The 19,969-nt window shown below is 75.1% G+C and carries 23 protein-coding genes; 20 read left to right on the forward strand and 3 right to left on the reverse strand.

All coding sequences use genetic code 11. The annotated features are described in order from the left end of the window. Nucleotides 1–262 precede the first annotated feature (262 nt). The 14 genes from ACIOJE_RS14890 (at nt 263) to ACIOJE_RS14955 (ending at nt 12,929) form a co-directional block, all read left to right on the forward strand. Complete coding sequence (locus ACIOJE_RS14890) at nt 263–1,240, forward strand: WYL domain-containing protein (RefSeq protein WP_280681792.1); 978 nt, start codon at nt 263–265, stop codon at nt 1,238–1,240. 26 nt (nt 1,241–1,266) lie between these two features. Then, a complete protein-coding gene (locus ACIOJE_RS14895) occupies nt 1,267–2,211 on the forward strand; it encodes a helix-turn-helix transcriptional regulator (RefSeq protein WP_400776734.1) in 945 nt (314 codons plus the stop codon). Between the two features lie 3 nt (nt 2,212–2,214). Continuing rightward, nucleotides 2,215–2,445 (forward strand): hypothetical protein, encoded by a 231-nt coding sequence (locus tag ACIOJE_RS14900; RefSeq protein WP_280681791.1) that lies wholly within the window; start codon nt 2,215–2,217, stop codon nt 2,443–2,445. A 45-nt stretch (nt 2,446–2,490) separates the two neighbouring features. Continuing rightward, nucleotides 2,491–2,667 carry a hypothetical protein gene (locus ACIOJE_RS14905; RefSeq protein ID WP_280681790.1) on the forward strand — a complete coding sequence of 59 codons (177 nt, stop codon included), beginning with the start codon at nt 2,491–2,493 and terminating at the stop codon, nt 2,665–2,667. A 211-nt stretch (nt 2,668–2,878) separates the two neighbouring features. Then, nucleotides 2,879–3,196 (forward strand): Sec-independent protein translocase subunit TatA, encoded by a 318-nt coding sequence (tatA, locus tag ACIOJE_RS14910; RefSeq protein WP_280681789.1) that lies wholly within the window; start codon nt 2,879–2,881, stop codon nt 3,194–3,196. Between the two features lie 127 nt (nt 3,197–3,323). After that, nucleotides 3,324–4,214: a twin-arginine translocase subunit TatC gene (tatC, locus tag ACIOJE_RS14915; protein WP_400776736.1), complete on the forward strand. Its 891-nt coding sequence runs from the start codon at nt 3,324–3,326 to the stop codon at nt 4,212–4,214. Nucleotides 4,215–4,367: 153 nt separating this feature from the next. Continuing rightward, the gene (locus ACIOJE_RS14920) at nt 4,368–5,543 is read left to right on the forward strand and encodes an NAD(P)/FAD-dependent oxidoreductase (protein WP_400776441.1); all 1,176 of its coding nucleotides are present in this window, start codon (nt 4,368–4,370) and stop codon (nt 5,541–5,543) included. A 71-nt stretch (nt 5,544–5,614) separates the two neighbouring features. Further along, complete coding sequence (locus tag ACIOJE_RS14925) at nt 5,615–5,929, forward strand: (2Fe-2S)-binding protein (RefSeq protein ID WP_280681783.1); 315 nt, start codon at nt 5,615–5,617, stop codon at nt 5,927–5,929. A 4-nt stretch (nt 5,930–5,933) separates the two neighbouring features. Continuing rightward, nucleotides 5,934–7,334 (forward strand): NAD(P)/FAD-dependent oxidoreductase, encoded by a 1,401-nt coding sequence (locus ACIOJE_RS14930; RefSeq protein ID WP_400776443.1) that lies wholly within the window; start codon nt 5,934–5,936, stop codon nt 7,332–7,334. A gap of 149 nt (nt 7,335–7,483) precedes the next feature. Next, on the forward strand, nt 7,484–8,347 hold the full coding sequence (locus ACIOJE_RS14935) for a dihydrodipicolinate synthase family protein (RefSeq protein WP_400776738.1): 864 nt from the start codon (nt 7,484–7,486) through the stop codon (nt 8,345–8,347). A 109-nt stretch (nt 8,348–8,456) separates the two neighbouring features. Then, nucleotides 8,457–9,461 (forward strand): proline racemase family protein, encoded by a 1,005-nt coding sequence (locus tag ACIOJE_RS14940; protein WP_280681777.1) that lies wholly within the window; start codon nt 8,457–8,459, stop codon nt 9,459–9,461. Nucleotides 9,462–9,511: 50 nt separating this feature from the next. Then, nucleotides 9,512–10,876, forward strand: coding sequence for an aldehyde dehydrogenase family protein (locus tag ACIOJE_RS14945; RefSeq protein ID WP_400776446.1), 1,365 nt, complete (start codon nt 9,512–9,514; stop codon nt 10,874–10,876). Next, nucleotides 10,876–11,904, forward strand: coding sequence for a proline racemase family protein (locus tag ACIOJE_RS14950; protein WP_400776447.1), 1,029 nt, complete (start codon nt 10,876–10,878; stop codon nt 11,902–11,904). Before ACIOJE_RS14945 ends, ACIOJE_RS14950 begins: the two co-directional genes overlap by 1 nt. Further along, on the forward strand, nt 11,901–12,929 hold the full coding sequence (locus ACIOJE_RS14955; RefSeq protein ID WP_400776449.1) for an ornithine cyclodeaminase family protein: 1,029 nt from the start codon (nt 11,901–11,903) through the stop codon (nt 12,927–12,929). The genes ACIOJE_RS14950 and ACIOJE_RS14955 overlap by 4 nt, the downstream gene beginning before the upstream one ends. A gap of 3 nt (nt 12,930–12,932) precedes the next feature. On the opposite strand, the gene ACIOJE_RS14960 is transcribed toward ACIOJE_RS14955, so the two are convergent. Next, a complete protein-coding gene (locus ACIOJE_RS14960; RefSeq protein WP_400776451.1) occupies nt 12,933–13,079 on the reverse strand; it encodes a hypothetical protein in 147 nt (48 codons plus the stop codon). Between the two features lie 303 nt (nt 13,080–13,382). Between ACIOJE_RS14960 and ACIOJE_RS14965 the strand changes: the two genes are divergently transcribed. Further along, the gene (locus ACIOJE_RS14965) at nt 13,383–14,093 is read left to right on the forward strand and encodes a GntR family transcriptional regulator (RefSeq protein WP_280681773.1); all 711 of its coding nucleotides are present in this window, start codon (nt 13,383–13,385) and stop codon (nt 14,091–14,093) included. A gap of 157 nt (nt 14,094–14,250) precedes the next feature. Here ACIOJE_RS14965 and ACIOJE_RS14970 read toward each other — a convergent pair whose 3' ends face one another. Then, entirely contained in the window at nt 14,251–14,934 is a 684-nt protein-coding gene (locus ACIOJE_RS14970; protein WP_280681771.1) for an ABC transporter ATP-binding protein, read from the reverse strand. Next, nucleotides 14,931–16,007 (reverse strand): ABC transporter permease, encoded by a 1,077-nt coding sequence (locus ACIOJE_RS14975; protein ID WP_400776452.1) that lies wholly within the window; start codon nt 16,005–16,007, stop codon nt 14,931–14,933. The genes ACIOJE_RS14970 and ACIOJE_RS14975 overlap by 4 nt, the downstream gene beginning before the upstream one ends. Nucleotides 16,008–16,172: 165 nt before the next feature. Here ACIOJE_RS14975 and ACIOJE_RS14980 point away from each other — a divergent pair, with 165 nt between their 5' ends. From ACIOJE_RS14980 to ACIOJE_RS15000, 5 genes are read left to right on the forward strand one after another with little or no spacing between them, the layout of a single operon-like run. Next, nucleotides 16,173–17,444, forward strand: coding sequence for a sensor histidine kinase (locus tag ACIOJE_RS14980; RefSeq protein WP_400776454.1), 1,272 nt, complete (start codon nt 16,173–16,175; stop codon nt 17,442–17,444). Further along, nucleotides 17,441–18,079 carry a response regulator transcription factor gene (locus tag ACIOJE_RS14985; RefSeq protein WP_280681765.1) on the forward strand — a complete coding sequence of 213 codons (639 nt, stop codon included), beginning with the start codon at nt 17,441–17,443 and terminating at the stop codon, nt 18,077–18,079. The genes ACIOJE_RS14980 and ACIOJE_RS14985 overlap by 4 nt, the downstream gene beginning before the upstream one ends. Nucleotides 18,080–18,137: 58 nt before the next feature. Beyond that, nucleotides 18,138–19,160, forward strand: a complete 1,023-nt coding sequence (locus ACIOJE_RS14990) for a nitronate monooxygenase (RefSeq protein ID WP_400776455.1) — start codon at nt 18,138–18,140, stop codon at nt 19,158–19,160. Nucleotides 19,161–19,180: 20 nt separating this feature from the next. Next, the gene (locus ACIOJE_RS14995; RefSeq protein ID WP_400776458.1) at nt 19,181–19,414 is read left to right on the forward strand and encodes a type II toxin-antitoxin system RelE/ParE family toxin; all 234 of its coding nucleotides are present in this window, start codon (nt 19,181–19,183) and stop codon (nt 19,412–19,414) included. After that, nucleotides 19,411–19,740 (forward strand): XRE family transcriptional regulator, encoded by a 330-nt coding sequence (locus ACIOJE_RS15000; protein ID WP_280681759.1) that lies wholly within the window; start codon nt 19,411–19,413, stop codon nt 19,738–19,740. The genes ACIOJE_RS14995 and ACIOJE_RS15000 overlap by 4 nt, the downstream gene beginning before the upstream one ends. Nucleotides 19,741–19,969: the final 229 nt, after the last annotated feature.

Raw genomic sequence — 19,969 nt, forward strand, 5'->3', positions numbered from 1 at the left:
CCGGGGGCCCCGCAACCCGGCCCCCCCCCCCGCCCCCCCGGGGGGGCCCCCCCGTTTTGTGGGGGGGCGCCGGGGGGGGGGTCTGCGCGGGGGGGGGGGGCCCCCCCCCGGGGGGGGGTGCGCCCCACGGTCGTGTCCTGAGGAGCAGGTGCCGGACGCCGCTTTTGCAGTGCGTACCGCTACCGGTACGGTCGGTCCCGCCGGGTGACGACTACCCGGCGGCGCACCCCGCGCACGGCGCGGCACACCGGAAGGGTCAGCGATGGCGATCGCCAAGGCAGAGCGGCTGATGAATCTCGCCCTGTGCCTGATGAACACCAGGCGTCCGCTCTCCAAGAAGGAGCTGCGGGAATCCATCGAGGCGTATCGCGAAGCCTGGCAGAACAGCAGCGAGGACGCCTTCAACCGGATGTTCGAGCGGGACAAGGACGACCTGCGGGAACTCGGCCTGGTGATCGACGTGGACGAGAACGCCCTGGACGGCGAACTCGGCTACCTGGCCCGCGCCGACCGCAACCGGCTGCCCGAGATCGCGCTGGACGCCGAGGAGGCGGCCGCGCTGACCCTGGCCGCCCGGGTCTGGCAGCAGGCCAAGATGTCCGGCGCGGCCAGCGGCGCGCTGCAGAAGCTGCGCGCGGCCGGGGTGCCGTTCGCCGAGCCCGAGGGCCGGACCGCCCTGGAGCCGCGCATCCCCGCCCGGGAGGCCGCGTTCGAGCCGCTGCTCACCGCCGCCCGGGACCGCCGAGCGGTCGGCTTCGAGTACCGCAAGGCCGGCGCCGCCGCCGTCGAACTGCGCAGCGTCGAGCCGTGGGCACTGGAGTGCTGGCGCGGGCACTGGTACCTGGCGGGGTGGGACCGCGACCGCGGCGACGCCCGGGTGTTCCGGCTCAGCCGGATCATCGGCAAGGTCCGGGCCAAGTCCGGCGCGTTCCTCGGCACCGTGCCCGAGCACGTGGACGTCCGCGCCACCGTCGCGAAGTTCGCCGGTGAGGGCGCCACCGCCACCGCCTCCGTCCGGGTCCGCCGGGGGGCGGGCTTCCCGCTGCGCACCAAGGCGCTGAGCAGCTCGCGGGTGGACGAGGACTGGGACGAACTGGAGATCCCGTACGGCAACGGGCTGGGCGCCGACCTCGCGGAGTTCGGGCCGGACGTGCTGGTGCTCGGCCCCGAGGAGCTGCGGGCCGACGTGATCGACCGGCTGCGGGCCGTCGCCGGGCTGAGTGAAGGAGTGCGGGCGTGAGCAACGCGATCGACCAGACCAGGCGGATGCTGTCGCTGGTCACCTACCTGCGCGAGCGCCCCGGCGCCGAGGTGGCCGAGGTGGCCCGCGCCTTCGGGATCTCCGAGCGCGAGCTGATCGGGGACCTCAACGTGCTGCCGATGTGCGGCACCAGCTTCCGCGGCGGCGACCTGCTCGACATCGACACCGACGGCGAGCGGATCTGGTGGCACAACGTCGACGACGTGGCCCAGCCGCTGCGCCTGGCCGCCGACGAGGCCACCGCGCTGCTGGTCGCCGCCCGTGCGGTGGCCGGCCTGCCCGGCCTGCGGGCGGGCGACCGCGAGGCGCTCACCCGGGCCGTCGTCAAGATCGAGAACGCGGCCGGAGAGAGCGCCGCCGGCAGCGCCCGGGTCGGCGTGACCTTCGAGGCGGAGGGCCACGTGTTCGCGGACATCGACCGCGCGCTCAGCGAGGGGCGCCGGCTGTGGCTGCGCTACTACTCGCACGGGCGCGGCGGGATGACCGAGCGCGAGGTCGACCCGATCCGGCTGCTCACCGAGGGCCACACCTACCTCGAGGCCTGGTGCCGCACCTCCGAGGACCACCGGATGTTCCGGCTGGACCGGGTCGCCGAGATCCGGGTGCTGGACGTCCCGGCCGACCCGCCCCGGCGCGAGCCGCGCGACCTGAGCGGCGGGCTGGTCAACCCGTCCGCGGACGACCCCGAGGTGGTCGTCGAGGTCTCCTCCGGTGGGCGCTGGGTGGCCGAGTACTACACCCACGACCGGGCCGAGGAACTGTCCGACGGCGGACTGCGGATCACCCTGCGCAGCGCCGACCCCTCCCAGCTGCGCCCGCTGGCGCTGCGGCTGGGCCGGGACGGCCGGATCGTCTCGCCGCCCGAGCTGGCCGGACAGGCCCGCGCGGCCGCCCTGGAGGCGCTGGCCGCCTACGGCGAGCCGACGGTCGGCGGGGAGCGGCAGGTCTGATCGGTGGAGCCCGGGACCAGATTCAAGGTGTACTGCTCCGAGTGCCGGGAGAAGGTCGAGCTCCCGGCCGAGGAGTTCCGGCTGACCCTCGGTCGTACCCCGGCCCAGGCGTACTACAGCTTCGGCTGTCCGCTCTGCGGGGCGGCGGTGCGCAAGCCGGCCGGGGAGAAGATCGTCGCGGCGCTCACCGGTGCCGGGGTCCGCACCATGCGGCTCGTCCCGGCCGAGGGGTAGCGCACCCGGCCGGAGCCGCAGGTGGGCCCGTATAGGGTGGGGCGCATGTCCTGGATGCTCGTCGCCGCCGTCCTGCTCGCCACCGCGGGCCTGCTGGTCCTCGGGGCGCTCGCGATCCGGCTCTGGCTGGACGTGCGGGCGCTGGCCAAGGGCGTGGACGCGGCCTCGCGGGCGCTGGCCGAGGCGGCGGGGGACCTGGCCTCGGCCGTGCCCGGCCGGTAGGGCCGGTCCGGTAGCACAGTGGGGCCGTCGGTGGGACGGGGCTGCTGCCGGGAGGCCCGGGCGGGTTACGCTCTCAGGTGGCTCCTGCACTGCTTCACGGCGAACGGGGGTCGCTGTCCTGTTAGGGAGGCCGTCGTCGTGGCGTCATCCGCAGCGGTTACCATCCGCGGCGGGCGGCCCGACGGGTCGCCATGAGTGAAGGTGGTCGCGCATGCGTATCTCGATGACCGCGATCGTGGTGGTCGTGGTTTTCGCCGTCCTGCTGTTCGGCGCGAAGCGGCTGCCCGATCTGGCGCGTTCGCTCGGGAAGTCGATGCGGATCCTGAAGAGCGAGGCCAGGGCGATGCGCTCGGACGGCGCCGAGGAGGGCGACGCCGCGACGCCGCCCCCGGCGGCGCAGGTCGACGGTGGTCCGGCGACGACCGCGGCCAGGACCATCCAGGCCGCTCCGGGCGCGTCGGGCACGGCCCGTCCGGTGGCCGAGCCCACCGCCGGGCCGTCCGCGCCCGACGGCGACCGCCCGCACTGAGCGCGGCGCACGTGACGAACGCGACCACGGAGGCCCGTCGACCGGCGGGCCTCGACGCACGAGTTGAGGACCGGGGTTGAGCAAGCTCTCCAAGGCGTCGAAGGCGTCCAAGGATCCTGAGGGGCGGATGGCCCTCGCCGACCACCTGCGGGAACTGCGCAACCGCGTGGTCAAGTCGGTCCTGGCGATCGTGGTGATCACGATCATCGCGGCGATCTACCACAAGAAGATCGAGGACTTCCTGCTCACGCCGCTGCCGCACTGCACGCCGGACACCGCCGACCAGTACCACGGCAAGTGCGCCCAGGTCTCCAACATCGGTCTGACCGCCGGTTTCACCTGGATGCTCAAGGTGTCGCTGACGGCCGGTGTGGTCGCGACCGTGCCGATCTGGCTCTACCAGGTCTGGGCCTTCGTGGCGCCCGGTCTGCACAAGCACGAGAAGAAGTACGCGGTCATCTTCATGGCCGCCGGGGCACCGCTCTTCCTGGCCGGTGTGGGCTGCGCCATCCTGGTGCTGCCGACCACCGTCGACGTGCTGATCTCGTTCACCCCGAACCACACCACGCCGATCCTGCCGCCCGAGGACTACCTCGACATCGCCACCCGGATGGTGCTGGTCTTCGGTCTGGCCTTCGAGTTCCCGTTGCTGCTCGTGATGCTGAACATGGTCGGCATGGTCACCGGCAAGCGGCTGCTCGGCTGGTGGCGCGGCATGGTCATGGGCATCACGGTCTTCGCGGCCTTCGCGACGCCGAGTGCCGATCCGGTGAGCATGCTCGTCCTGGCCGCGCCGATCTGGGCGCTCTACTTCATCGCGGTGGCCATCGCGTTGTTCAACGACAAGCGCAAGCTCCGCCGGAACCCCGATGCCGGGCTGAGCGACGAGGAGGCCTCGCAGCTGGACCTCTCGGTGCAGCCGGTGGCCGGTGCGGAGATGGTCGAGGCCTCGACCGCGCCGGCGGCCGGAGCCCCGGTGCCGGCCGCCCGCCACGAGCAGATCGACGACATCACCTGAGCCGGTAGCGCATCGTGAGGGCGTGTGCCACACGCCCGGGGCCCCGGCCCGCCGCCCGACGCGGCGGGCCGGGGCTTTTGCGCTGTTCCGGTCCGGTTCGGGATTCGGCCGGATGGTCTTGGCAGGGTGGATGGCATGTGACATATTACCGACGTGCTGAAGACCCAGAGACCTCCCCTGGACGTCGTCGTGGTCGGCGCCGGCGTGGTCGGCGCCGCCTGCGCCTACTACGCGGCCCGCGCCGGGCTCACCGTCGCCGTCGTCGACCGCGGGCCGGTGGCCGGCGGCACCACCGGCGCCGGTGAGGGCAACCTGCTGGTCTCCGACAAGGAGCCCGGGCCCGAGCTCGACCTCGCGCTGCTCAGCACCCGGCTCTGGCGCGAGCTCGCCGAGCGCTTCGGCGCGGCCATGGAGTACGAGCCCAAGGGCGGCGTGGTGGTCTCCGCCACCGCGGCCGGGCAGGACGCGCTGCGGGCCTTCGCCGCCGGGCAGGCCGCCGTCGGCGTCACCGCCGAGGAGGTCCCCGCCGAGCGGCTGCGCGACCTGGAGCCGCACCTCGCCCCCGGTCTGGCCGGCGGCTTCCACTACCCGCAGGACGCCCAGGTCCAGCCCGCCCTCGCCGCCGCCCACCTGCTGCGCGAGGCCCGCCGGATGGGCGCCGAGCTGATCACCGGCGAGACCGTCACCGCCGTGCTCCGGGGGCCGGACGGCGCCGTGCGCGGCGTGCGGACCGACCGCCGCCGGCTGGACGCCCCCGCCGTGGTCAACGCGGCCGGCACCTGGGGCGGCGAACTGGCCCGGCTGGCCGGGGCGCACCTGCCGGTGATGCCCCGCCGCGGCTTCGTCCTGGTCACCGAGCCGCTGCCGCGGATCGTCCGGCACAAGGTCTACGCCGCCGACTACGTGGCCGACGTCGCCAGCGGCTCGGCCGGGCTGCAGACCTCCGCCGTGGTCGAGGGCACCCCCGGCGGGCCGGTGCTGATCGGCGCCAGTCGCGAGCGGGTCGGCTTCGACCGGACCCTCTCCCAGGAGGCGCTGCGGCGGCTCGCCGCACAGGCCGCGGCGCTGTTCCCGGTGCTCGCGGACGTCACCGTGATGCGCACCTACCGGGGCTTTCGCCCGTACCTGCCGAACCACCTGCCGGCGATCGGCGAGGACCCCCGGGTGCCCGGGCTCCACCACGCCTGCGGGCACGAGGGCGCCGGCATCGGGCTGGCCCCGGCGACCGGCCTGCTGATCAGCGAGCAGCTGACCGGCAAGCGGCCGGAACTCGACCTCGCGCCGTTCCGCGCGGACCGCTTCCCGGCGGACACCGGTACGGACGCCTGAACCGGCTCCTCGACCTGCGTCCGACCCCCCGCACCCCCCTGTCGACCACCCCCGGAACGGAGAGGCCGCTGATGCGCCGCACCCCCGCCGAGCTGGTCGGGGCCGAGCCCGGCCCCGCCCACCACATCGAGTTCGACGGCCGACCCGTCCCGGCCCTGCCCGGACAGTCGATCGCCGCCGCGCTCTGGGCCGACGGCGTGCTCGCCTGGCGCACCACCCGGGTCGGCGGCCGGCCGCGCGGCGTGTTCTGCGGCATCGGCGCCTGCTTCGACTGCCTGGCCACCGTCGACGGCCGCCCCAACCAGCGCACCTGCCTGCTCCCCGCCGAGCCCGGCACCACCGTGACCACCCAGGAGGGCAACGGCCGTGCCGACCTCGCCGTCTGAGCCCGTGGAACCGCCGCAGTCCGCCCGGTACGACCTCGCGGTGGTCGGTGCCGGCCCGGCCGGGCTCGCCGCCGCCGTCACCGCCGCCGACCTCGGGCTGCGCTGCGTCCTGCTGGACGGCGGCCGCGACACCGGCGGGCAGTACTACCGCCACCCCGCGCCCGGCCTCGGCGCGGCCCGCCCGGACCGGCTCCACCACGGCTGGTCCGTCTACACCGGACTGGCCGACCGGCTCGCCGCGCACGAGCGGGCCGGGCGGGTCCGCTTCCGCGGCGGGCACCAGGTGTGGGCGCTGGAGCGGACCGCCGACGGCTTCGCCGTGCACGTGACGCGCGGGCCGGAGGCCGCCGACCGGACCACCGTCCCGGCCCGCTCCGTGCTGCTCGCCACCGGCGCGTACGAGCGGCAGCTGCCGTTCCCCGGCTGGACCCTGCCCGGGGTGGTCACCGCGGGCGGCGCACAGGCCATGCTCAAGGCCGGGCTGGTGCTGCCCGGGCGGCGGATCGTGGTGGCCGGCAGCGGGCCGCTGCTGCTCGCGGCGGCGTCCTCGCTGGTCACCGCCGGGGCCGAGGTGCCCGCGGTGGTCGAGGCCACCGACTACCTCGGCTACGCCCGGCGCCCGGGCGTACTGGCGGCCGTCCCCGCCAAGCTCGTCGAGGGCGCCGGGCACGGGGGCGTGCTGCTGCGGCACGGCGTCCGGCTGCGTCCGCGCGGCGCCGTCGTCGAGGCGCACGGGACCGAGCGGGTCACCGCCGTCACGGTGGCCCGGCTGGACGCCGAGTGGCGGCCGGTGCCCGGCACGGAGCGCCGGATCGACTGTGACGCCGTCGCCGTGGGCCACGGACTGCTGCCGCAGATCGACCTGGCGACCGAACTCGGCGCGGCCACCCGGACCGCACCGGACGGCGCGGTCGGACTCCGGGTCGACGCCCGGCTGCGCACCACCGTGCCCGGCCTGTGGTCGGCGGGGGAGACCAACGGCGTCGGCGGCGCGGATCTCGCGATCGTCGAGGGCGAACTGGCCGCGCACGCCGTGGCCGACCGGGTGCCGAAGCCCGCGCTGCTGCGCCGCCGGACCCGGCTGCGGAAGTTCGCCGAGCTGATGGCCGCGGCCCACCGGCCCGGCCCCGGCTGGACGGGCTGGCTGCGGCCGGACACCGACGTCTGCCGGTGCGAGGAGGTGCCGGTCGCGAGGATCCGGGAGGCCGTGGACGAGCTGGGCGCGGGCGATCCGCGCACCGTCAAGCTGCTCACCCGGGCCGGGATGGGCTGGTGCCAGGGCCGGATGTGCGGTCCGGCCGTGGCCTGCCTGGCCGGTCCGGGTGAGCCTGGGCCGGACCGGCGGCCGCTGGCCTGCCCGGTGCCGCTCTCGCAGCTGGCGGCCGGGCCGTCCGGCGAGGGCTAGGGCCTGTCCGGCCCTAGGGCCGGTTTTCGAACCTGTGGGCCGGGGACTCTTGTCTCCGGCCCCTCCCCTCTAATAAAATGTCACACCTCACCAAGGAGCTCATCGTGTCCAACACCCCGCGCGACACCACCCGGCCCTGGCGCGGCATCATGGTCGCCACCACGATCCCGCTGCGCCCGGACCTCTCCGTCGACTACGACGCGTACGCCGAGCACGTCCGCTGGCTGATCGAGTCCGGCTGCGACGGCGTCGTCCCCAACGGCTCGCTGGGCGAGTACCAGACGCTCACCGCCGAGGAGCGCGCCCGCGTCGTCGAGGTGGCCGTCGAGGCGGCCGGTGACGGCTCCCGGGTCATGCCCGGCGTGGCCGCCTACGGCAGTGCCGAGTCCCGCCGCTGGGCCGAGCACGCCGCCGAGGCCGGTGCCGGGTCCGTGCTGCTGCTGCCGCCGAACGCCTACCGGGCCGACCACGCGTCCGTCCGCGCGCACTACGCCGAGGTCGCCAAGGCCGGCCTGCCGGTCGTCGCGTACAACAACCCGATCGACACCAAGGTCGACCTCGTCCCCGCGCTGCTCGCGCAGCTGCACGGCGAGGGCTCGATCGTCGCGGTCAAGGAGTTCAGCGGCGACGTCCGCCGGGCCTACGAGATCGCCGAGCTGGCCCCCGGGCTGGACCTGCTGATCGGCGCCGACGACGTGCTGCTGGAGCTGGCGCTGGCCGGCGCGGTCGGCTGGATCGCCGGCTACCCGAACGCGCTGCCGGAGGCCAGCGTGGCGCTGTACCGGGCGGCCGTGGCGCACGAGTTGGACACCGCGCTGCCGCTGTACAAGTCGCTGCACTCGCTGCTGCGCTGGGACTCCAAGACCGAGTTCGTGCAGGCCATCAAGCTGTCCATGGACATCGCCGGGCGCCCCGGCGGCCCGGTCCGCGCGCCGCGCCAGCCGCTGACCCCGGAGATCGAGACGGCCGTCCGCGCGGCCACCGAGAAGGCGCTGGCCGAAGGCCTCGCGTAACTGCGGGACATCGTCACCAGGCCGGCTGCGGGGGCAGCCGGCCCGGCCCACCCATCCGATCCCGTACGGTCGTCCTGTCCGTACGGCCACCCGACGGGAGTCGTAAGCCATGCGCAGCCGTCACGTGTTCCACGCCGTCGACTCGCACACCGAGGGCATGCCGACCCGGGTCGTCACCGGCGGCTTCGGCGTCATCCCCGGGGCCACCATGGCCGAGCGCCGGGTGCACTTCCAGCAGCACCTGGACCACTTCCGCACCCTGCTGATGTACGAGCCGCGCGGCCACGCCGCGATGAGCGGCGCCATCCTGCAGCCGCCGACCCGGCCGGACGCCGACTTCGGCGTGCTCTACATCGAGGTCTCCGGCCTGCTACCGATGTGCGGGCACGGCACCATCGGCGTCGCCACCGTGCTGGTCGAGACCGGCATGGTGCCCGTGGTCGAGCCGGTCACCACGGTCCGGCTGGACACGCCCGCCGGGCTGGTGATCGCCGAGGTGCGGGTCGAGAACGGCGCCGCGACGGCGGTGACCATCCGCAACGTGCCCTCCTACTCGGTCGCGCTGGACAGCAAGATCGAGGTGCCCGGGTACGGCTCCGTCGGCTACGACCTGGCGTACGGCGGCAACTTCTACGCCGTCCTGCCGCTCGCCGAGTTCGGGCTGCCGTTCGAGCGCGAGCGCAAGCAGGACATCCTGGACGCCGGACTGGCCCTGATGAAGGCCATCAACGCGAGCCCCGACCGCCCGGTGCACCCGGAGGACGCGTCCATCCACGGCTGCCACCACGTCCAGCTGCTCGCGCCCGGTTCGACCGCCGAGCACTCCCGGCACGCCATGGCCATCCACCCCGGCTGGTTCGACCGCTCGCCCTGCGGCACCGGCACCTCGGCGCGGATGGCGCAGCTGCACGCGCGCGGCGAACTGCCGCTGGGGCGGGACTTCCGCAACGACTCCTTCATCGGGACGACCTTCATCGGGCGCCTGGTCGAGGAGACCGAGGTGGCCGGGCGGCCCGCCGTGGTGCCCACCGTCACCGGGCGGGCCTGGATCACCGGCACCGCCCAGTACTTCCTGGACCCGAGCGACCCGTTCCCGGCCGGATTCCTGTTGTGAGCGGTGCCTGCTCCGACGCCTGCTGAACCACCTCTGAAGGGCTGCTAGTTGTGACCATCACCTCGTACAACCCCGCCGACCCCGCGGACCTCGTCGTCGCCGTCGAGGAGCCCGGAGCGGAGGCCGTCCGGGCCGCCGTCGGGCGGGCCCGGGCCGCGCAGCCCGGCTGGCTCGCGGCCGGTGCGGGCGCCCGCTCGGCGGCGCTCGGCCGGATCGCCGAGGCGGTCGAGGCGCACGCGGAGGAACTGGCCGGGCTGATCGTGCGCGAGGTCGGCAAGCCGCTCGCCGAGGCGCGCGGCGAGGTCGCCCGCACCGCGGCGATCTGGCGGTACTACGCGCAGGCGCCGTTCGCGCCGTCCGGGGCGGTGCACGAGACCGCGGCCGGGCCCGGGCTGCTGCTCACCCGGCGCCGCCCGTACGGGGTGGCCGGGCTGATCGCACCGTGGAACTTCCCGCTGGCGATCCCGACCTGGAAGGCCGCGCCGGCGCTGGCGGTCGGCAACACCGCGGTGCTCAAGCCGGCGCCCGAGGCGACCGCCTGCGCGCTGCGGCTGGCCGAACTGGCCGCGGGGGCCGGGCTGCCCGAGGGCGTGTTCACCGTGCTGCCGGGCGGCGCGGAGGAGGGCGTGGCGCTGGTCGACGCGGTGGACGTGGTCTCCTTCACCGGCTCGACCGGCGTCGGCCGGGCCGTGGTCCGGGCCGCCACCGAGCGCGGCGTGCCGGTGCAGGCCGAACTCGGCGGGCTGAACGCCGCGTTGGTGCTGCCGGACGCCGACCTCGCGCAGGCCGCCGCCCACATCGCCTCCGCCATCGCCGGGTACGCCGGGCAGAAGTGCACCGCCACCAGCCGGGTGATCGCGGTCGGCGCCGCGTACGAGCCGCTGCGCGACGCCCTGGTCAAGGCGCTGGAGCTGGTCGACGACGCGGCCTGCGGGCCGGTCATCAACGCCGCCGCCCGGGACCGGCTCACCGACGCCGTCGCCACCGCCACCGCCGCCGGGGCCACCCTGCTCACCGGCGGCCGGGCGCCCGAGCGGGACGGCTGGTACGTCGAACCGGCCCTGCTCACCGACGTGCCAGCCGAACACCCGCTGGCGCGTGAGGAGTTCTTCGGCCCGATCGCGCTGCTGCACGCCGCCGCCGACCTGGACGAGGCGATCGCGCTCGCCAACGACACCCCGCACAGCCTCTCCACCTCGGTGCACACCCGCAGCCTGGACGTGGCGCTGGCCGCCGCCGACCGGCTGGACGCGGGCATGATCCGGGTCAACGCGCCGTCCAGCGGCGTCGACTTCCACCTGCCGTTCGGCGGCGCCAAGGGAGCCGCCCACGGCGAGCGCGAGCAGGGCCAGGCGGCGCTGGACTTCTACACCGTCAGCCGCACGGTCAGTGTCCTGCCGGGCGGTGGTGCGTGATGTTCGTCCGCACCGTCGACTACCACGCGGCCGGTGAGCCGTTCCGGATCGTGCTGGACGGCGTGCCGGCGATCCCCGGCGACACCGTCGCCGAGCGGCGGGCCATCGCGCTCGGCGCCGGCGGCAGCGCGACCGCGCCCCGGCCGAGCGCGCTGGACGACGTCCGGCGGCTGCTCAGCCGCGAGCCGCGCGGCCACGCCGGGATGTACGGCGGGTTCCTGGTGCCGCCGGACGACGACGAGGCGCACCTCGGGGTGCTGTTCTGGCACAAGGACGGCTACTCGACGGCCTGTGGGCACGGCACCATCGCGCTCGGCGCCTGGGCGGTGGACTCCGGACTGGTCGCGGCCCCCGCCGACGGCGTGGCGCGGGTGCGGATCGACGTGCCGTCCGGCCGGGTCACCGCGCTGGTGCACCGGGCCGGCGGGCGGACCACCGGCGTGACCTTCCGCAACGTGCCCACCCGGGTCAGCGCGCTCAAGCTGGCGCTGGCCACCTCGCGGGGCACCGTGGAGGTCGCGGTGGCGCACGCGGGCGCCTGCTACGCCTCGGTGCCGGCGGCCGCCCTCGGCCTCGCGGTGGAGCCCGGGCAGCTGCCCGAACTCACCGCCGCCGGGCGGGAGATCAGGGAACTGCTGGTCGGCTCGGCGGCGGTGGCGCACCCGGCCGACCCGCTGCTGTCGGGCGTCTACGGGGTCATCCTCTACGACGAACTCCCGGCCGAGGACGGGGGGGTGAACCAGCGGAACGTCACCGTCTTCGCGGACGGGCAGATCGACCGTTCGCCCTGCGGCTCCGGCACCTCGGCCCGGCTCGCCGTGCTCGCCGCCGAGGGGCGGCTGGCGCCGGGGGAGGAGCTGCGGCACGAGTCCGTCATCGGGACGGTCTTCACCGGCCGCGTCCTGCCCGGCGGCGACCCGCTGGGGGGCGGCGTCGTCACCGAGGTCACCGGCAGCGCGCACCGCACCGGCGAGCACGGGTTCGTCCTGGAACCGGACGACGACCTGGGTGCGGGGTTCCTGCTGTGAGCGGCCCCGTCCCGATTCCGGCCGTCCCGATTCCCCCCGTCCCGGTTTCCCCCGCGCAGCCCGGTGCGGCGGCTGAGCCGCTCCAGTACGCCGTGCCGGGCGTTGGTGATGTCACGGCCGCCGGGGCCGTGGCGGCGATCGAGCGGGTGCTGCTCGACGGGTTCGACCCGGAGCCGGCCCCGGCCCGCTCGGCCGTCCCGGTCCCGGCCGGCGAGCTGCTGATGATGCCGGCCGCTGCCGGGCCGTACGCCGGCGTCAAGATCGCCGGGGTCGCGCCCGCCAACCCCGAGCGGGGGCTGCCCCGGATCACCGGCAGCTACCTGCTGCTCGACGGGCCCACCCTGCAGCCGCTCGCCCTGCTCGACGGCGCCGCGCTCACCACGCTGCGCACACCCGCCGTCACCGCCGTCGCACTGCGCCGGCTGGCCGTGCCGGACGCCGCGCACCTGGTGCTGTTCGGCTCCGGGCCGCAGGCGTACGGGCACCTGGATGCGCTGCTGGCCGTCCGGCCGCTGACCCGGCTCACCGTGGTGGCGCGCAACGCCGAACGGGCCGGGGCACTGGCCGCGTACGGGCGGGGGCTCGGGCTGGTGGCCGAGGTCGGCGGGCCCGGGGCGGTGGCCGGGGCGGACCTGGTGGTCTGCTGCACCACCGCGCGCACGCCGCTGTTCGACGGCGCGCTGGTGCCCGCGCACGCCGCTGTCGCGGCGGTCGGCTCGCACGAGCCGGACGCGCGGGAGGTGGACGAGGTGCTGGTCGAGCGGGCCGAACTGTACGTGGAGGCGCGGGCGGTGGCGGCCCGGGAGGCGGGCGACCTGCTGATGGCCGGGGTCGCGGGGGGCGGGGACGGTTCGCGGCGGGTGTGGAACCTGGCCGAGCTGGTGGCCGGGGAGGTGCCGGTGCCGGGGGACCGCCCGCGGTTCTTCAAGAGCGTCGGCATGGCCTGGGAGGACCTGGCGGTCGCGGCGGCGGTGTACCGGAGCGCCGGGCGTGCGGAGGCAGGTGGGGCCGCCGGGAGCGCCTGACGCTCAGTCGCCGAGGAGGCGGCGCCGGCTGCCCGGGGTGGCGGCGAGTGCCGGGCCGTGGTCGCCGGAGAGGTGCAGCAGCGTCGGGCCGGGCCGGCGGCCGGCGTCCGGAGGGCCGTCGTACAACGCGATGTCGATTCCCAAGTCCATTACTCCGGGCGCTTGTCGGGAGTCGTGAAGCAGGGGTCGGCGCGGTGGGAAGGGATCCCCCGCCGCGTCGGCTCCGTTCGTCTGCTCGCGGGGAGCGTCGTGTGAGAATGCGTGGCAGCTCGTGCGCCGCCGGCCGTTGTCACGGTCGGCGGCCGCTGTCACGATGGGCGTCGGCCGGATCGGAGCCGGCGAGGGCTCGGCGAACTGACAGTAGCTGACAGGTCGCTCGAATCGCGGAATGTTGCACACTCAACGTAACGTGACATTGTACACTGGTGTTCTGCACCCACCCGGAGGAACACCATGGCCGACCTCAAACCCCGCACCCTGATCTCCGTACAGGAGCGGCTTCGCGACCAGGTCGCCCACGCGCTCCGGGCGGCCCTGATCTCCGGCGAACTGCGCCCCGGCGTCGTCTACTCCGCACCCGCGCTCGCCGCCGACTTCGGCGTCTCCGCCACCCCCGTCCGCGAGGCCATGCTCGACCTCGCCCGCGAAGGCCTCGTCGAGGCCGTCCGCAACAAGGGCTTCCGGGTCACCGAGCTCACCGAGCGCGACCTCGACGACTACACCGAGATCCGCGCCCTGATCGAGGTCCCCACCGTCGGCCGGGTCACCCGCACCGCCACCAAGGAGCAGCTGGAGCGGCTGCGCCCGCAGGCGGAGGCCATCGTCGCCGCAGCCCGCAAGCACGACCTCATCGGCTACCTGGAGGCGGACCGGCAGTTCCACCTGGACCTGCTGGGGCTGGCCGGGAACGCCCGCCTCGTCGACGTCGTCAGCGACCTGCGCAAGCGCTCGCGGCTGTACGGCCTCAACCGGCTCGACGAGCGCGGTGAGCTGACCTCCTCGGCGGAGGAGCACCTGGAGCTGCTGGACCTGATGCTCACGGGCGACGCGGAGGCGGCGGAGGCCTGCATGACGCGCCACCTCAGCCACGTCCGCTCGCTGTGGGCGGGCCAGGAGGAGGCGGCCGAGGCGGAGCGCCCGGCGCTGCGGTTGCGGGCGCGGTAGGGGTTAAACCACTCGGTCGGGTGAAGGCCGCGGATCGGGCGCGCCGGAAGGCGCCTGCACGCCGTCCACCACCCGGGGCAGCCGTTCACACGGCCGGAGTCGATCGGGGCGTCGGTGACGCTCACGGTGGACGACGTGCTGACGGCGCGGAAGAAGCTCAGACCGCCGCCGCGGGCACCGTCAGGCGGCCGTCGTGGACCTCGGCGACCTGGTCGACGGCGGTCAGGTGGGTGCGGTCGTGGGTGACCAGGACGGTGGCGGTGGCGCGGCGGTGGGTGAGCTCGGTGATCAGGTCGAGGACGGCCGCGCCGCGCTCGTGGTCGAGGGCGCTGGTGGGTTCGTCGATCAGCAGGACGGTGGGGTCGTTCATCAGCGCGCGGGCGATGTTGACGCGCTGGCGCTGACCGCCGGAGAGCTGGTGCGGGCGGCGGCCGGCCTGGTCGCGCAGACCGACCGCGGCCAGCAGGTCCAGGGCCCGGGGGAGGGCGGCGCGCGGGGAGCGGCCGTCCAGGTGGGCCATCACCTGGAGCTGTTCGGCGGCGGTCAGCGAGGGCAGCAGGTTGGCCTGCTGGAAGACGATGCCGATCCGGGTGCGGCGCAGCGCGGTCAGCTCGGCGCGGCCGAGGCCCGTGGTGTCGGTGCCGTCCACCACGACCCGGCCGGAGTCCGGGGTGATCAGGGTGGCGGCGACCGCCAGCAGGCTGGACTTTCCGGAGCCGGACGGGCCGACCACGGCCGTGATCGAGCCCTTGGGGACGGTCAGCGAGACGTCGTCCAGGGCGGTGAGCCGGTCGTCGCCGTCCGGGTAGGTGAGGGTGATGCGGTCGAGGTGAAGGCTCATCGGGCGCTCCCCAGGGCGGTCAGCGGGTCGACGGAGGTGATCCGGCGGATGGACAGGGCCGCGCCGACGGCGCCGAGCGCGATCATCACCACGGCCGGGAACAGGACGGTCGGGGCGTCCAGCACGAAGGGCACGGCGGAGCCGACCAGTGCCCCCACGCCCGCCGCGAGGGCGGTGCCGAGGGCGGTGCCGAGCACCAGCAGCAGGACGGCCTGGCCGAGGGCGTCGCGCAGCAGGTAGCGGGTGGAGGCGCCGAGGGCCTTCAGCACCGCGATGTCGCCGCTGCGCTGGATCGTCCAGACGGTGAAGAACGCGCCGATGACCAGCGCGGCGATGGCGAACAGGAAGCCGCGCATCAGTTGCAGCGAGCCGTTCTCGGAGGTGTAGGAGCCGATCGCGGCGAGGGCGTCGTCGCGGGTGCGGGTGACGGTGCCGTGGCGGGCGTCGGCGCCGCCCAGGTCGGCGCCCTCGGCGGTGGTGAGCGCGATGACGGTCGCGTGGCCGGCGCCGCCGGGGGCGGCCTGCTGCCAGTCGGTGAGGCTGGTCCAGATCACCGGGGTGTGGCTGTACGCGGCGTCGCCGTCGACGGCCGCGACCTGGAGGTGGTGGCCGGCCAGGGTGACGTCGGCGCCGGGGGCGAGCCCGCCCAGGTTCTCGGCGGCGGTCTTCGACAGGACGGCCTGGCCGGGGGCGATCCGGGCGCCCTGCGGGGCCAGCCCGGAGCCGTCCGGGACGCCGAAGGCGGACAGCGCGGCGGTGCGGGCGCCGGCGGCGGCCTTGGTGGTGGTGATGCCCAGCGGCTGGGCGGAGGTGACGCCCGGCTCGCGCGCCCAGGCCTGCCACTGCTCGGGGGTGACCTGGGAGTCGGTGAAGGAGAGCTTCTGCCCGTCGGCCGGTTTGCCGAACACCAGGTGGTCGGCGGGCAGGCCGGTGATCGCGGAGATGTTCTGCCGGCCGAGCCCGGCGGTCAGGCCGGACAGCAGGCCGACCAGTACGGTGATCAGCACGATGACGGTCCCCATCAGGGCGAACCGCCCCTTGGCGAACCCCAGATCCCTCCAGGCGACGAACACGGTGGGCCTTTCTTGTGGACAACTGCTTTCCGACGCTTCCACCGTCCCGGAGGAGGGGCCCCGCGGGCATCGCACCGGGGATTGCATCCTCGGCATCAAAGGGCAGAAGCGGAGTTCAACCTTTTGATTGATGCCGGGGCCCGGCGCGGAACCTAGGCTGGACGGATGGCGACCGAACGATCCCGCACCACCCCCGTCGCCCGCGTCCTCCAGGTCTGCCTGCACCTGCTCGTGGCGGGCCTGCTCGCACTCGCCGTCGCCCGCGCCGTGGTCGGCCGGGGCGCCGAGCCGGCGTCCGTCGTCGCCGCGGCCACCGCGATGGCCGCCGTCTATGCCGTCGGGCCCCGACTGGCCGCCGTCCGCCGCTCGCGCCGGGCCGCCGCGCTCTGGCTGGCGCTGCTCGGCGTGACCTGGGTGGGCGTGCTGGTCGCCACCCAGGACGGGGTGTGGCTGGCGTTCCCGCTGTACTTCCTGGAACTGCACCTGCTCGGGCGGCGCGCCGGCCTCACCGCGGTCGGGCTGACCGCCGCCACCGCGATCGCCGCCTGGTCCTGGCACCAGCACACCTTCAGCCTGCCCGCCGCGATCGGGCCCGCGCTCGGCGCGGCCGTCGCCACCGCCACCGTGCTCGGCTACCAGGCGCTGTACCGGGAGAGCGAGGAACGGCGCCGGCTGATCGACGAGCTGACCGCCGCCCGTGCCGACGCCGCCGCCGCGCACCACATGACCGGGGTGCTCGCCGAGCGGGAGCGCCTCGCGCGGGAGATCCACGACACCCTCGCGCAGAGCCTCACCTCCATCCAGCTGCTGCTGCGGGCCGCCCAGCGGGAACTGCCGGAACGCACCGAGGCCGCCGCCGGGTACGTCGAACAGGCCCGGCAGGCCGCCCAGGACAACCTGGACGAGGCCCGGCGGTTCGTCCGCGCGCTCACCCCGCCCGCGTTGGACGGCGACCCACTGCCGGTCGCGCTGGAACGGCTCTGCGCGACCACCACGGCGCACAGCGCCCTGCCCGTCCACCTGCACGTCTCCGGGGAGCCGGTACGGCTGCCGGTACCGCAGGAGGTCGCGCTGCTGCGGATCGCGCAGTCCGCGCTCGGCAACACCGTCCGGCACGCGCAGGCCTCGCACGCCGAGGTGACACTCAGCTACATGGAGGGCGAGGTGGCGTTGGACGTGTTCGACGACGGGGCCGGATTCGATCCGGCGGCGGTCGCGGGTCGCACCGGTGCGGACGGCGGATTCGGGCTGCCGTCGATGCGGGCCCGGGCGCGGGCGCTGGGCGGCACCTTCACGGTGGAGTCGGCGCCCGGCGAGGGGACGGCGCTCGCGGTGCAGTTGCCCGTCGTGGGGCGGCCGCTTGGCGCGGAGGATCTGCCCGGTACGGACGATCTGCCCGGTACGGAGGATCTGCCGGGTGGGGAGGAGCGCGGATGAGCGGCGCGGTGATCCGGCTGCTGCTGGCGGACGACCACCCGGTGGTGCGGGCCGGGCTGCGGGCGGTGCTGGAGGGCGAACCGGACTTCGCCATCGTCGCCGAGGCCGCGACCGCCGAGCGGGCCGTCGAGCTGGCGGCGGCGGGCGGGGTCGACGTGGTGCTGATGGACCTCCAGTTCGGGCCCGGTTCGGCCATGAACGGCGCCCAGGCGACCGCCGAGATCACCGCCCGGGCGGGCGCGCCCCGGGTCCTCGTCGTCACCACCTACGACACCGACGCCGACACCCTGCCCGCGCTGGAGGCCGGCGCCACCGGCTACCTGCTCAAGGACGCCCCGCCGGAGCACCTGGCCCAGGCCGTCCGGGCGGCCGCGGCGGGACGCTCGGCGCTGGCGCCGAGCGTCGCCGACCGGCTGCTGGAACGGATGCGGACGCCCGCGGCTGCGCTCAGCGCGCGGGAGACCGAGGTGCTGGGGCTGGTCGCGGACGGGCTGACCAACCAGCAGATCAGCCAGCGACTGCACCTGAGCCAGGCCACGGTGAAGTCCCATCTGGTGCACATCTACACCAAGTTGGGGGTGGACTCGCGTACTGCGGCGGTGCGGGCGGCGCGCGGACGGGGGCTGATCCGCTAGGGCGGGTCCGGGCATAGGGTGGGATGGTCCGTGCCCGCAGGAAGTGGAGGAACTCCCGATGGCCGTGCGTCTCGACGAACTCGCCGTACCGGTGGTCGGCGCGCCGATGGCGGGTGGGGCGTCCACCCCGGAACTGGTGGCCGCGGTGAACCGGGCCGGCGGGCTGGGGTTCCTCGCCTCCGGGTACCGGAGTGCCGCCGCGATGGCCGAACAGATCGCACTGGTCCGGGAGTTGACCGATCGGCCGTACGGCGTGAACCTGTTCGTCCCGGCTCCGCCCGGCGATCCGGCGGCCGTCGCCGCGTACCGGGAGCGGCTGCGGCCCGAGGCCGAGCGGTGGGGTGTGGCGCTGCCCGAGGAGATCGGGCCGGACCGGGACGACTGGGAGGCCAAGCTCGCCGTACTGCTGGCGGATCCGGTGCCGGTGGTGTCGTACACCTTCGGTCTGCCCGCGCCGGAGGAGGCGGCGGCGGTCCGGGCGGCCGGGACGGTCCAGGTCGGCACCGTCACCACGCCCGCCGAGGCGCGGGCGGCGGAGGCGGTCGGGATGGACGCGCTGTGCGTGCAGGGCCCGGAGGCCGGCGGGCACCGCGCCACCCACCGCGTCGAGGACGAGCCCGGGGCCGTCCCGCTGCTGGAACTGCTGCCCGCCGTACGGGCGGTGACGACGGTGCCGTTGATCGCGGCCGGCGGGCTCGGCGACGGCCCGGCGGTGGCGGCGGCGCTGCGCGCCGGGGCGGTCGCGGTGCAGCTGGGCACGGCCCTGCTGCGCGCCGACGAGTCCGGCGCCTCGGCGGTGCACCGGGCGGCGCTCACCGACCTCCCGGAGACGGTCGTCACCCGGGCCTTCACCGGTCGCCCGGCCCGCGGCCTGCGCAACGCCTTCATCGACCGCCACGGTCCGTACGCGCCGCCCGCCTACCCCGAGGTGCACCACCTCACCCAGCCGCTGCGCGCCGCCGCCACCCGTCGTGCCGACGTCCAGGCCATGCACCTCTGGGCCGGCACCGCCCGCCACCTCGCCCGCACCGGCCCGGCGGCCGACCTGGTCACCCGGCTCTGGCGGTCCGCCCAGGGGTAGCGCGCCCCGCGCGGCCTGCGGTGGACCGGATCCACCGCAGCCGGTTGCACAACCTCAAGGAACTGAGGCCCGGGTTCTCGGGCGGCAGCGAGGTGCGCATGCTCTTCGTCTTCGACCAGGAGCGGGAGGCGATCATCTTCGTGGCGGGTGACAAGTCGGGTCATTGGTCGGAGTGGTACGACAAGTCGATTCCTCTGGCGGAGAAGCGGTATGCGGACTGCGTCGAGGAGCGGCGGAAGGGAGCGCGCGCATGAAGGGTCGGAGCTGGACGGAGGTTCGGGCCGAGGCACTCCGCCTCAACCCCGAGCTGGCGACGCCGGAGGCGGAGGCCGATCGGGCGCGCATCCGGCAGGAGACGCTGGCGAGGATCCGCGGATACGAGCTCGCCGAGTTGCGGCGGAAGGCCGAGCTGACGCAGAAGGACGTGGCCGCTCTGATGGGGGTGAGCCAGGCGAGGGTGTCGCAGATCGAGCACGGGCAGGTGGACAGCCTGGAAAATCTGCGGGCGTACGCGGCGGCGATCGGCGGAGAGGTCGAGGTGGCGGTGCGGCAGGGGGAGCGGACGGTCAAGGTGGCGTGATCGCCCGACCCCGGGGCCTCGGCTGAGCAGGGTCGGGTGTGGGCCCCGGGTGAACTCCTGTGGGAGGCGGGGGAGGTGCGGCCCGGACACAGCTCGGTAACGGGTGGCGTCACCTCTTGTGCAGTGCAATTTCACATTACTATGTTACGGGTCACACCGCGGAGTGGCCGGGCCTTGACGGTCGCCCTCCCGGTCGGGCCCCGGATCCCTGCCGGGGTGGACCACGGGC

The organism is Kitasatospora sp. NPDC087861, assembly GCF_044742585.1.
GTDB lineage: Bacteria > Actinomycetota > Actinomycetes > Streptomycetales > Streptomycetaceae > Kitasatospora.

Bases quoted from the DNA above. Each gene is read 5' to 3' on its own strand.
- ACIOJE_RS14890 (WP_280681792.1), top strand. From the start codon at position 263: ATGGCGATCGCCAAGGCAGAGCGGCTGATGAATCTCGCCCTGTGCCTG.
- ACIOJE_RS14895 (WP_400776734.1), top strand. From the start codon at position 1,267: ATGCTGTCGCTGGTCACCTACCTGCGCGAGCGCCCCGGCGCCGAGGTG.
- ACIOJE_RS14905 (WP_280681790.1), top strand. From the start codon at position 2,491: ATGTCCTGGATGCTCGTCGCCGCCGTCCTGCTCGCCACCGCGGGCCTG.
- tatA (WP_280681789.1), top strand. From the start codon at position 2,879: ATGCGTATCTCGATGACCGCGATCGTGGTGGTCGTGGTTTTCGCCGTC.
- tatC (WP_400776736.1), top strand. From the start codon at position 3,324: ATGGCCCTCGCCGACCACCTGCGGGAACTGCGCAACCGCGTGGTCAAG.
- ACIOJE_RS14925 (WP_280681783.1), top strand. From the start codon at position 5,615: ATGCGCCGCACCCCCGCCGAGCTGGTCGGGGCCGAGCCCGGCCCCGCC.
- ACIOJE_RS14935 (WP_400776738.1), top strand. From the start codon at position 7,484: ATGGTCGCCACCACGATCCCGCTGCGCCCGGACCTCTCCGTCGACTAC.
- ACIOJE_RS14940 (WP_280681777.1), top strand. From the start codon at position 8,457: ATGCGCAGCCGTCACGTGTTCCACGCCGTCGACTCGCACACCGAGGGC.
- ACIOJE_RS14950 (WP_400776447.1), top strand. From the start codon at position 10,876: ATGTTCGTCCGCACCGTCGACTACCACGCGGCCGGTGAGCCGTTCCGG.
- ACIOJE_RS14960 (WP_400776451.1), bottom strand. From the start codon at position 13,079: ATGGACTTGGGAATCGACATCGCGTTGTACGACGGCCCTCCGGACGCC.
- ACIOJE_RS14965 (WP_280681773.1), top strand. From the start codon at position 13,383: ATGGCCGACCTCAAACCCCGCACCCTGATCTCCGTACAGGAGCGGCTT.
- ACIOJE_RS14970 (WP_280681771.1), bottom strand. From the start codon at position 14,934: ATGAGCCTTCACCTCGACCGCATCACCCTCACCTACCCGGACGGCGAC.
- ACIOJE_RS14980 (WP_400776454.1), top strand. From the start codon at position 16,173: ATGGCGACCGAACGATCCCGCACCACCCCCGTCGCCCGCGTCCTCCAG.
- ACIOJE_RS14985 (WP_280681765.1), top strand. From the start codon at position 17,441: ATGAGCGGCGCGGTGATCCGGCTGCTGCTGGCGGACGACCACCCGGTG.
- ACIOJE_RS14990 (WP_400776455.1), top strand. From the start codon at position 18,138: ATGGCCGTGCGTCTCGACGAACTCGCCGTACCGGTGGTCGGCGCGCCG.
- ACIOJE_RS15000 (WP_280681759.1), top strand. From the start codon at position 19,411: ATGAAGGGTCGGAGCTGGACGGAGGTTCGGGCCGAGGCACTCCGCCTC.